Here is a 12,192-nt window from a genome sequence, read left to right as displayed (position 1 = left end):
TTCACAATTTCACTTCAGATGTTTGTTATACTCCATATCAAACCACATTGCGAAGAAAAGCGACTGGAGCCCGGAAATAATTAAAAAGGCGGAAAAGAGGGCGCTGGTCGCGGTGACACCATGCCCCATCACTCGCAATGAAAATAAGTAGAGTCCCAACAATACCCCGGAAGGGGTGAGGCAAATCCCGAGAAAATAAAAGAAGACCAGCGGATGAAAATCGCGGATGATGTACTTCTCGACCATCCGTTTAAAAAATCCTTTCACCAGCAACCAGCTGATGGTCGGAATGACCTTCCAAAGCCGGATTCCCGATTTCTCGCCGATGTTATAGATCGGACGAACGGAGATATCCTTCACTCGGAAATTATTAATATTCAGCGTAATCAGCAGATCATTCGGCATGCCGTATCGCTGGTAGATGCTGTCCAGATCCAGCGCGCGGAGCGCGGTCAAGGAGATGGCGGTGTACCCCGACTGAGAATCTGCAATATGCCAGTAGCCCGACGCGATCTTCGTCAAGAGCGAAAGGATCGAATTCCCCAAGTATCGATGATGCGGAATCATTTTCCAGGACTCCCCACGGAACAGTCGATTTCCCTTCACGTAATCCGATTCGCCGCGAAGAATCGGAGAGACGACACGGACTAAATCGGCCGGATCCATTTGCGCGTCGCCCGCCATCACCGCAACCACGTCGATCTTTTCATCCGTCGCGCTTTTATAGCCGGTCACGATGGCGGCGCCCACCCCTTGATTTTGAGCGTGCTGGATCAATGTGAATCGATAAGGCGCCCTCTGCACATATCCTTTGACGATTTCCACCGTTCGATCGGTGCTGAAATCGTCCACAATGAACACCCGATCCACATAAGAAGGGATCGTCTCTAATACCTGCCCGATCAGCCTCTCCTCATTATGGGCCGGGACGACCACCCCGATCCGTTGATTTTCAAGCATTCCTTTTCCCTTATGATGATTGAAGTTGATTCAATCGTTTCCGGGTATCTCTATATTCAGGAGACGCTGCGATCGCTCGTTCAAAATAAGAAGCGGCCTCTTCCTTCTTTCCCATTTCCTCATAGAGGAGCCCTAATTGGTAATTCGTCTCCGCATTTTTGGGCTGAAGCATCGCCGCTTTCAACAGGGCTCCTTCCGCCTCCTGAAACCGCTTCTCCTCTAGATAAAGGATGCCGAGGTTTCTCTGAACATCCAAGGATTGCGCGTCCAGAGAGAGCGCCCGCTTGAAATATTCCTCCGATCGCTCCACCTGCTTTAGCTGGCCGTGAGCCACCCCGAGGAGGTTTAGAAAAATAACGTTATCCGGACTCAGGGCATTGGCCGTCTCAAAATGCTGAAGGGCGATATCATAGCCTCCTTCCTTGAGAAAATAGGCCCCCATTTTCGAGAAGGCATCTCCATAAAACCGACTCTCCTCCGAATCGAGAGGGATCTCATTCGGATCAAAAGAATCCTTTATCTTTGCGAGATAACGCTTGATCCTCTCTTGGGTCAGAGGCGGCGGAGATTCCAGGATTCTAAAAAACAGCCCGTCCAGAGAGAGATACGGCGCAACGAGATGATCGTTCTCAGGATCAGGCTGCCAATAAATGGGATGACTCGTAATGTTGCTGCTGAGGAACGCCGACCCTAACTTTTCCCGCCCTGTCGATGGAACGGTAACAAGGGGAAACCGCGCTTGTGTCACCGTAAAGAAAAAGGAGGGTGATACAAATTCAACTGAGCTTAAATGCGTGACATCGGGACGCATGGCTTCTGCATTTTGCAAATAGCTGAACGCGAAGTAGGCATCACGGGTAAATGCGATGGCATTGCTTTCAAGATCGAGTAAAATTCTTTTGAATACCTTGCCCGGCCCCCAATAGGTCGATTTATTGTTCTGAATGAAATGCGCCGGCGCGAGCATCAAAATATTGGCGGTCAGAAGAACCCCGAATATTTTCGTCAAATGGAAATTCTGTTGAGATCGCTCCGCCAGATCAACCAGTTTGAGGTAGACCCACCCGGAGCCTACCCCCAATAATATCGTAAAAATGATAAAACCGGAGAGGTAATTTGAAGAATCCCACCAAAAACGGATAAAAAAGAGGAAGGGGGGAAAGAAAAAAGTGGCCATGATCCCAAGGATTTTCTTCTCTCTTCGGAAAAGATAAACCAATCCGATCAAGCCGAGAAGCGTTCCAAAAAACGAAAAACTGTCGGGGAAAAACCGAGCGTAGTTGATCAATTGGGGAATCCATACATCTTGACTGCTCGGGACATCAAAATGAACCGGCGCATCTTTTCGATCCGTTACATGGATGAGAAATCGCTCAAGGGTCTGGGGATCGCCCCAGTTAAAGGCGGGGGCTTGACTCGCCCGGACCGGCAGATAAAGAAAAACGGAAGAGCCCAAAATGAAGAAGAACAATAAAATCGAGCCATATTTTAAAACGCCCGATCCGGTACGCCGACGCCAGAGGAAAAACAGTAAGACCGGTAAAAACGGAAGATAAAAGATCTCCGCCGCATGTGCGCCAAGGCTCAATCCGAAGAGAAACATCAAGATCGAAAATGCTTTGAACTGTTTTTCAGAATCGGCATCCCGGCCGATCGCACAGACCAGGAGCAAAATAAAACAGGCGGTAAACGCGTTCGCAAGCGTATAAACCTCGGGTATATTCGCATTTTCCCACAATGCATTCGATAACGAAAAAAGAAGGCTCGAGGAGAACGCAATCCATTCGATAGAATGAGGACTGAACCGTTGCGTCTTTTCGGACGAGATGTGAACAAGAATTGCCTGGATGATTCGATAAATCAGAAAAGAGATCACCCCTCCGAAAAAAGCGGAGAGCAGGGTGACCTTAAATGCAATACTCCCCATGGGGATGAATGTGAATAATTTGGAAATGATCGCGTAAAGGGGAGAGCCGGATGGATGGGCGATGCCTAAAACGAATCCAACCGTCTGAAACTCCGCCCCGTCCCGCCAATAAAGGGTCGGCGTGGCGGTAAAAAGGTAGGCTGAAAACGGGATTAAAAAAACAAAAAGACCGAGAAGGTCTATTTTTTTTTGAACCATCGGTCGCAAAGAGGGTGGATGAACCGTTTGATCCATCCACCCTCCTATCATTTCATTATTAGCTGCTGAATGAACCTGCAACGACATCCGTCAATGTTTTGGTCTGATCGATCGTCCAAACATCGCCGACCACACGCCCCAAGGCTCCGGTCGCCGTCGCGAGGAAAGTATCGACGAGCTGGCCGGTAATCGTATAGGTATACCTGGGCGTCCCTGAAGTGGCAAAGCCAATCTCTGACGTTCCACCATTGGTGAAGCCGTTTGTATTTTCAGCGGAATAGGCGGTCATATTTGTAAAAATCGACCCCAAATTCGCCTTCGCTTCGGCCTGCTGCGATTTGGCCTGATAATTTAAAAAGTTCGGGATCGCGATGGCGGCGAGAATACCGACAATCGCAACCACGATCATCAACTCAATGAGTGTGAAGCCCTTCTGATTTTTTACTTGATGAAGCATCTTTTTTCCTCCTCTGTTTGAATCGACTTCTTGTATTTCCTTGTCGAACTTCAGGCCGAGGTAGTGCAGGTTATATGCCAACATTCCTACAAGGAATAAAATTAAATTCTCTTTAATTATTAAAGCGTTGTGCTTTCTTATTTCGCATAAGATCTCTCTATCCGTCCGAAGATTGTCAGCATTCAATCCTGCATCTGACACTTTTTGTCAATCGGCAGAGAGAAAACGAATCCAAGGAAATCCATTCCCCTCTGAAATCAACTAAGTAGAGATGAGAAGAATCAAATTTAATTAAGAAGGCGATACCGCGCGTCTAAATCTACTTCGGTTTCTACTTTCAGTGAATGTGCCCGATCATTTTATCCACATCCGATTGGCGATGACCAGAATCTCAATCATCACAAGATGCCAATCGGTTCGATATGTACCCCCTCCTTATTTCCATATCTAGTGAATTGATCCTTTCGACACTTCTTTTTGGTTGGATGATTCCGTAGGAAGGACTTCCAGCCCGTCTGTTTTCTTCGGAGGATGTTCCTCTAAAAGAGGCTCTCCGAAACCGGCCTCTCTGAATCGAGAAATCAATTTGTCGTTCTTCGGGTCCAATTCCAGAGACCGGGCCCATGCTTCTTTGGCAAGGTCCAGACGGTTTTGTTTTAGGTAAAGTTCGCCGAGATGTTCATGGATCACCGGGTCTTCGGGGACCAGCGAAACGGCTCTATTGAGCGCGTCAAGCGCCTCTTGAATTTTCCCTTTCTTATAATAGGCCCATCCGAGACTATCGACAAAGTAGCCGTCGTCCGGCCGGATGACCAGGGCGCGATTGATCAAGTCGATCGCCTCATTCAAGTGAATTCCCTTCTCCGCGTAAGTGTAACCGAGATAATTTAAGGCGTTGGCATGATTCGAGTCGAGCTGGATCGTTTTTTCCATCTGTCGGATCAGATCATCGAACCGATTCAACTTGTCATAGGTCGCGCCGAGATGGAAGTGAAGATCGGGCATTTTTGGATTTTTTTCAATCCCCTGAAGAAAAACCCGGGCGGCCTCTTCGAACCGGTCTTCCTCGTAAAAAATAAGCCCATTAAAAAGATAGGCCTCCGGCCGCTGATCGTCGATCTTTTTTGCCAACTCTCCTTGCTCCAGCGCTTCCTCTATTTTCTGCAATTTGTAAAAATAGAGGGCGCCCAGGCGGATGCGCACGTCGTATAGCTGATGATCTCTGCCGAGAATATCCTGATAGATCGCGATCGCTTTTTCGTACTCTTTGCTCTCTTCATAAAGTGAGGCGACATAAATTCTTAAACGAAGATCCTCCGGCCTTCCCTTCATGACCGCTTCGACTTTTTCAATCGCTTTCGCGTACTCTTTCTTCTCCACCCAAATCAGCGCTTCCTGAAGGGGGATATCCAAGTTGGCGGGGTCCGATTGGGCCATCTCATTTAAAAAACGAAGCGCTTCGTCGAACGCCTTCCCCTGAATCAGCAACTGCACCAGCCGAGCCGTTGCCTCGCGACTCCTCGGATTGACCTCTTGAAGAATCGTACGGTAGACCTTCTCCGCCTCTTCCGGTTTTTCCTGCAATTCCTGGATGCGGGCGACTTCAAGATGGGCCTGCTCGAAATAAGGATGAAGCGACAGCGCCTTCCGATACTGCTGCAGTGCCTCTTCAAATGCTTTCTTCTCAAAAGAGATCTTGCCGAGATAGTAGTAACCCAAACCGGAGGTCGGCTCAGCGTCAATCCCTTTTCGGATCATCTCCTCGGCCGGCGCAAGATCCCCCCTGGCGGCGTAGATACTGGCAAGACTAAAATAGGCATCGACCCTTTTCGGATCGACTGCGACGAGCCGTTGAAAAGCGCTTAACCCTTTCTCCGTTTGCCCGGAAGCCACATAGATATTCCCAAGAAGATTTAATACCCGGGGGTCTTTGGGATGAAGCTGCAAGGCGCGCTCTCCATAAGAGAGCGCCTCCTTCTGGTTGCCGAACTGACTTAAAAGCGCGGCCGCCCGCGTCAAAAGAAAGGCGGACTTCGGGTCATGTCGAAGCGCCGCAAGGTAGGCCCTTAACGCGGCCTGCTCCTCCCCGTCGTTCTCAAACTGAAGGCCGACCACGGCATGATAATAGGCCTCCGGGTCGGGAATCTCCTCCCGTGCCTCTTTGTTGGGCGCGGGATCGAGGGCTGATTCATTTGTTTTTAACGCAGCGCAAGAGACGAATTGGGAGAAAAAGATCAGAAGGAAGAAAAACGTTGAAGCGCTTTCAAAACACCGACTGAAGTATTGCATTGGATATATCTTAATAGGAACCTCCATCACCACTCAATGCTTTTCGATACCTTCTTTCCGACCTTCTTCTCCTTTTTCCTTGGGGGTGACATCGATGGCATCCGGCTCCGACATTCCCTTTTTAAAACCCCGGATCGCTTTACCCAGGCCCGATCCGATCTCAGGAAGCTTTCCGGCGCCAAAAATGATGAGGATAATCACAAGGAGAACCACCAGTTCTGGCATTCCCAGTCCAAACATAAATCATCCTTTGGTTAAACAAGTTGGAAGAACGCGATATGAGGGGCAGGCATTGCAGCCGATCCAGATTGAAGAGCCCTAAGCGCCTGATGAAGATGGGGCAATCCCTTTGGATATCTACTTGAGAAGTGTTAAGAACCCCAGCCTATCGGGATTCTTCATCACCATAGAAATTTAAACAGACTCTTTAGATTCATCAAATTATAAGAGGAATCAAGAACCTTGTCAAATTGATTCTAGCCCTCCATCCCGCCCTGCCGCTTCGGATGATCGTCGGAGAGATCTTCAAAACGGGTGTATCGATCGATGAAGGCCATCGGGACATCTCCGATCGGTCCATTTCTCTGTTTTCCGATGATGATCTCCGCCAGCCCTCTGCGGCCGCAGATACACTCTCCCTCCCGAGGACACTTACAGGGATCGTACACCTCCTCCCGATAGATGAAGAGGACCACATCGGCGTCCTGCTCGATCGCGCCCGATTCCCGCAGATCGGCGAGCATCGGCCTTTTTTTCTTCTCAGGCCGCGACTCCACGGCGCGGGAGAGCTGGGAGAGGGCGATTACCGGGAGATGGAGTTCCTTTGCCAATGCTTTCAAGGAACGGGAGATATCGGAGATCTCCTGCTGCCGGTTGTCGGCATCTTCGCGTCCCCGCATCAACTGGAGGTAGTCGACGATGATCAGACTCAGGTTATGTTCCGCCTTGAGACGCCGCGCCTTCGCCCGCATTTCGAGAATGGACATGGAGGCCGAGTCGTCGATGAAAATCGGCGACTCGCTTAACTTTCCGGCCGCCCGGATCAACTGTTGCCAATTGTCGTTTCCAGGCCGTCCCAGATATCCGGAGCGGATCTTGTGCGAGTCGACACGCGCCTCGGAGCAAAGCATTCTAAAAACAAGCTGCTCTTTCGACATCTCCAAACTGAAGACGCCGACGGTCTGCCGATTTTTGATCGCCACATTTTGGGCCATTCCCAACGCAAACGCCGTCTTCCCCATCGAAGGGCGGCCGGCCACGATGACCAAATCGCCCGCCTGAAGGCCGGAGGTCATTTTATCGAGGTCTTTGAAACCGGTCGGAAGCCCGGTGAGCCGCTGGTCGGCTAGCTTCTCGATGATCTCGAAACCGGCTTTTACCAGCTCCCGCATAGGAACGAACGTTCCCTGCATCTTCCTATCCGAAATAGCAAAGATGTTCCGCTCGGCATGGTCCAAAAGATCTTCCACCTTCCCTTGCGATTCATACCCGACGGTGACGATGTCGGTCGCAATGCTGATCAGGCTCCGGAGGAGCGATTTTTCATGGACGATCTTCGCATGCATCCGGATATTGGCCGCCGTCGCCACACTGTTGAGGATCTCCGCCAGATACGAGGCCCCTCCAACCGCGTCGAGCTGCCCCTTCAGCCGGAGATGCTCGGTCAAAGTGATCAGATCGATCGCCTCATTATTCCCATTGAGCTCCAACATGGCGGAGAAGATCTTTCGATGACTCTCCTTGTAGAACTCATCGGCGCGTAGGATCTCGACGACTTTATTGACCGCCTGATTATCAAGGAGGACGGCCGCCAACACCGCCTGCTCGGCCTCGAGGTTCTGAGGAGGGAGCTTCTGAATAGAAAGGTCTGTCTGCATCACGGCATCACCCGAAAGATTTAAGAATCTGTTTGAAGGAAAAATCGGATCAGGACGATTTCAACCATTCCAGAAAATCGGAACGGCTTTGGCTCTCTTGACGGCCCGTACGAACATCCACGGAGCGAACCCCCTTGTCGCGTCCTCCCGTGAGAAGGAGAATTTTCACAACCTTTTGCTTGCGGGCCTCGGAAAGATAAGACTCGACCGCGCCGTGAAATCCGTTTCGGCGGATCACCCGATAACCGGCGTCGCGAAGCTGATGAGAAAGCGACATCGCCTCGGACGCCCCCTCAACGGTATGAAGCACCAGAAAATCGGCCGACGAATAGTCGCGGCCCGATCCGGCCACTTGCTCCAATGCCCACTGAATCCGCTCGAGGTGAAGGGCAAATCCGGTGGAGGAGGAGGGAGCGCCGAACTTTTCCAGGAGGTGATCATATCGGCCCCCTCCCCCCAATTCGGAGCCGGCCCCCTCTGCGAAAATCTCGAAAATCGTTCCGGTATAATAATCGAACCCGCGGACCTCGCCGAGATCGATCAAAAGAAATTCCTGGTGTCCGGCCTGTTTTAAAATCTCATACACTTCCCGAAGCCGTCGAAGACCGGCTTTGCAAGCGGGAGAGACCGCGAGCGGCTTCGCCGCGGCGAAGACTTCTTCCCCGCCGAAGAGGTCCAGGAGCGAGAGGACCTGCTTCCGCGTTTTCGGACCGACCTTTTCCTCTTTTAAGAGGGCCTCCAGAAGGGACGCATCTTTTTTTGCGACCGCGCCCAAGATCCTTTTGAATGCAGCGGGCGACGATTCAAACGGCTGGAGAATCCCCCGCGTAAACGCCATCTGACCCAGGGCGATCTTAAACGATTTGAGCTCCAGCTTATGCAGGATTTCGATCGCGAGCGAGATCGTTTCCGCGTCGGCTTCGGCATGGGAGGGACCGATCAACTCTCCCCCGATCTGGTGGATTTCCCGTTCCCTCCCGGCATGCTCCTCCTCGTGGCGGAAGACATTCGCCGAGTAACAAAGGCGGATCGGAAGCGGTTGGTCGTTCAGGAGGGTCGCGGCGATTCGCGCGATCTGGGGGGTGACGTCGGGGCGCAAAACCATCATCCGCCCGGTCGCGCGATCGACGAACTTATATGCGCGGTTGAGGAGCTCTTCTCCCACCCCGAGCGAGAAGACATCGAGGTATTCGAAGATGGGGGTGATCACCTCTTGATATCCCCACCGGGAAAAGAGGGAGAGAATTTTTCGCTCGATCTCGCGGCGTCTCGACGTTCCTTCGGGAAGGAAGGTGGCCACCCCCTTTGGAATCATCGTTCTTGGTTTACCGGGTAATTTCATTGAAAGAACCGGGGGCCGGGAGCCAGGGGTCGGGGACCGGCAAAAACTCAAAAAGTTTAAACCGAACCCCGGCCCCTGATCCCCGGCCCCGCCCTTTAGGTAATTTCTTAGAGTTTGACCCGCTTCACGGAGAGGACGTGCGGGAGCGACTTGAGCTCTTTGAGCACTTCCGGGGAGACGACCGAGTCGATCCCGACGACCGAGATCGCCTTGCCGCCGGCCCGTTCACGTCCGAGCTGCATTCGGGAAATGTTGATCTGATTCTTTGCGAGAAGCTGCCCCAGCCCGCCGATCACCCCCGGTTTGTCTTCATTGAAGAGGTAGAGCATATGCCCCTCGGGGACGACTTCCAACGACATGCCGTCGATCTCCACGAAGCGCGGCTCTTTCTTGTTGAAGATGCTCCCGGCGACGACCTTCGTCTGCCCTCCCGCCTTTACCTTGATCGAGATCAAACTGGAGAAATTTCCCGCGTCGCTGCTCTTCGCCTCGTTCACCTCGATCCCCCGCTCTTTGGCAATGCTGGGGGCATTCACATAATTCACCGTCTCTTCCAGGATCGGCGCAAGCAATCCCTTGACGGCGGCAAGCGTGATCGGACTGGTCTGAAGATCGCCCGCCTCGCCGTGATATTCGATCGTGACCTTTTCGATCCCTCCTTCCACGGTCTGACCCAGGAAAGAGCCGATCTTCTCGGCCAGCTCGACGTAGGGTTGAACCTTGGGGAGAAGATCCGCAGACACCGAGGGAAGATTCACGGCGTAACGGACCACCCCCCGGACGAGAAAATCGACGACCTGCTCCGCAATCGCCCAGGCCACATTCTCCTGCGCTTCGGTGGTGGCCGCGCCGAGGTGGGGGGTGCAGATGAAATTCTCAAGGGTCAGAAGAGGATTCGCCGGATCGACCGGCTCTTTTTCGAATACATCGAACGCCGCCGCCGCAACCTTTCCACTCTTGAGAGCCTCAAAGAGATCGGTCTCGTTGACGATGCCGCCGCGGGCGCAGTTGATGATCCGAACCCCATGTTTCATCTTCTGGATCGCCGCCGCGTTGATCATGTGCTTCGTCTCGGTGGTCATCGGCACGTGGAGGGTAATGATATCGGCCCGGGAGAAGAGGGTCTCCAGATCAACCACTTCCACCCCTAACTTTTTGGCGTTCTCCGGGGAGAGGAAGGCATCGTAGGCGATGACCGTCATGTTCGCTCCCTGGGCAAGCTTGGCGACGTAGCTCCCGATCTGACCAATTCCGACGATCCCGATCGTTTTATTGAAGAGCTCCATCCCCATGAACTTGTTCTTCTCCCACTTCCCCGCCTTCACCGACGCGTTCGCCTGGGGAACCTGCCGGGCCATCGACATCAGAAGGGAGAAAGAGTGCTCGGCGGTGGTCACCGTGTTCCCGCCGGGGGTGTTCATAACGACGATCCCCCGCTTCGTCGCGGCGGGAAGATCGACGTTGTCGAGCCCCGATCCGGCCCGGCCGACCACCTTGAGGTTCTTCGCCGCGGCGATCACATCCTTCGTCACCTTGGTACCGCTCCGGATGATGAGGGCATCGTAATTCGGGATCTCCTCGATCAACTGCGCCGGGGTCAGCTTTGTTTTGACGTCGACCGTCAAGCCGGCCTTCTTCAGGATTTCAACGCCCCGTTCCGAAAGGGAATCACTGATTAATACCTTCATAAAACCTCCAAACAGCCTTCCTGAAAGCTATTTTTTTAAGAGAATTTCCTGCGCGATTCCGACGCCGGTCCCGAGCTTCAGAGGATGCCCCATCCCCTTCAGGACCATCTCGACCGCCGCGACCGCCGTGATGATATCAAAGGTGTCCATATATCCCATCGTGGCGATCCGGAAGACCTTCCCCTTGAGCTGGTCTTGTCCCCCGGCGGCCGTAACGCCGTATTTGACGCGGAGATCTTTGTAGATCGCCTGGCCGTCATAGCCCTGGGGCGCTTCGATCGCCGTCACCGCATCACTGGGATACTCTTTCGGAAAGAGGGAAAGCCCCAATCCCTTCATCGCTTCCCGCGTCGCTTTGGCAAGAAGACCCTGGCGCGCAAAAACATTCTGCAGCCCCTCTTCTTTGAGCATCCGGAGCGATTGGTCCAGGCCGACGATCAGCGAGACCGCCGGGGTATAGGCGGTCTGATTCTTCGCCAAACCTTCCCGCTCTTTTTTGAAGTTGAAATAGAACTTCGCGTTCTTCGCCTTCTCCGCCTGGCGCCACGCCTTCTCGGAAACGGAGACGAACGCCAATCCCGGAGGCAACGCCAGCGCCTTCTGCGAACCGGTCACAACGACATCGAGGCCCCACGCGTCGGTCTGGATGTCGAAAACCCCCATTGCCGAAACGGCATCGACGATCATCAAGGTCCCTTCGAACTGTTTGACGACCTCGCCGATCTCGCGGATCGGATGGGCCACGCCGGTCGACGTCTCATTGGCCTGGGTGAAGACCGCTTTGATCGACGGATCTTTCTGGAGGGCCGCTTTAATCTGCTCCGGTTTTACCGCGTATCCCCACTCGACCTTGATCTCCTCCGCCTTAACGCCGTAGGCCGCGCAGATTTTCCCCCAACGTTCGCCGAATTTTCCGCTGTTGACGAAGAGGGCTTTGTCGCCGGGAGAGAGAAAGTTGGTGACTGATCCTTCCATGCCGCCGGTCCCGGATGAAGCGATGATGAGGACGTCGTTCTGGGTCTGGTAAAGCCACTTCAAATCTTGTTTGACCCGCTCGAGGATCTTCGCAAATTCGGGGGCGCGGTGATGCAAAATCGGCTGGGCCATGGCCAAGAGAACCTCGGGAGAGACCTGCGTCGGACCCGGCGCCAAGAGGTACTTCTTCATCTTTATCTACTCCTTTAGAATTTAAACAAGTTTTTCGGATGGAAAAGCAAACTGAGAATTTTTCGACGGTAACATAGGGGGGTGAAAAATGTCAAGAAAAAGGTTCAAGTTATGGTACGATGGAAGGGAAAAAGAAGGGGGAATTTGACAAGATTTCTCTTTCGGTTTACCTTGTCTGGAAACAGCACTCATCTTTCCAAAACGGCTTTCCGACGAGCGGCTCAACTCAGGACAAATCCGACGCTCCCTCCGAAAGATTCGGCGCGCACCCGGGGGGGCGGGAAAAG

At 52.7% G+C, this 12,192-nt stretch carries 8 protein-coding genes and 1 pseudogene; all 9 read right to left on the bottom strand.

The genetic code is table 11. The features are described from left to right. Positions 1–9: 9 nt before the first annotated feature. Complete coding sequence (locus tag MCM46_16770; GenBank protein ID MCG3113469.1) at positions 10–960, bottom strand: glycosyltransferase family 2 protein; 951 nt, start codon at positions 958–960, stop codon at positions 10–12. 10 nt (positions 961–970) lie between these two features. After that, entirely contained in the window at positions 971–3,121 is a 2,151-nt protein-coding gene (locus MCM46_16765) for a DUF2723 domain-containing protein (protein MCG3113468.1), read from the bottom strand. Positions 3,122–3,407: 286 nt separating this feature from the next. After that, positions 3,408–3,542 (bottom strand): annotated as a pseudogene (locus MCM46_16760) (prepilin-type N-terminal cleavage/methylation domain-containing protein). A gap of 447 nt (positions 3,543–3,989) precedes the next feature. Next, positions 3,990–5,831 (bottom strand): tetratricopeptide repeat protein, encoded by a 1,842-nt coding sequence (locus tag MCM46_16755; GenBank protein MCG3113467.1) that lies wholly within the window; start codon positions 5,829–5,831, stop codon positions 3,990–3,992. A gap of 33 nt (positions 5,832–5,864) precedes the next feature. Beyond that, on the bottom strand, positions 5,865–6,071 hold the full coding sequence (locus MCM46_16750; GenBank protein MCG3113466.1) for a twin-arginine translocase TatA/TatE family subunit: 207 nt from the start codon (positions 6,069–6,071) through the stop codon (positions 5,865–5,867). A gap of 236 nt (positions 6,072–6,307) precedes the next feature. Continuing rightward, positions 6,308–7,708, bottom strand: a complete 1,401-nt coding sequence (gene dnaB, locus MCM46_16745; protein MCG3113465.1) for a replicative DNA helicase — start codon at positions 7,706–7,708, stop codon at positions 6,308–6,310. Positions 7,709–7,757: 49 nt separating this feature from the next. Then, a complete protein-coding gene (gene hisZ / locus MCM46_16740) occupies positions 7,758–9,050 on the bottom strand; it encodes an ATP phosphoribosyltransferase regulatory subunit (protein ID MCG3113464.1) in 1,293 nt (430 codons plus the stop codon). 107 nt (positions 9,051–9,157) lie between these two features. Next, positions 9,158–10,738, bottom strand: coding sequence for a phosphoglycerate dehydrogenase (gene serA, locus MCM46_16735; protein ID MCG3113463.1), 1,581 nt, complete (start codon positions 10,736–10,738; stop codon positions 9,158–9,160). Positions 10,739–10,765: 27 nt separating this feature from the next. Further along, positions 10,766–11,905 carry an alanine--glyoxylate aminotransferase family protein gene (locus MCM46_16730; protein MCG3113462.1) on the bottom strand — a complete coding sequence of 380 codons (1,140 nt, stop codon included), beginning with the start codon at positions 11,903–11,905 and terminating at the stop codon, positions 10,766–10,768. Positions 11,906–12,192: the final 287 nt, after the last annotated feature.

Origin of the sequence: Candidatus Manganitrophus morganii (assembly GCA_021651055.1) — a bacterium.
Taxonomy (GTDB): Bacteria; Nitrospirota; Nitrospiria; order SBBL01; family Manganitrophaceae; genus Manganitrophus; species Manganitrophus morganii.
Note: the sequence above shows the minus strand (reverse complement) of the source record. Positions and strands in the feature narration are given on the sequence as shown.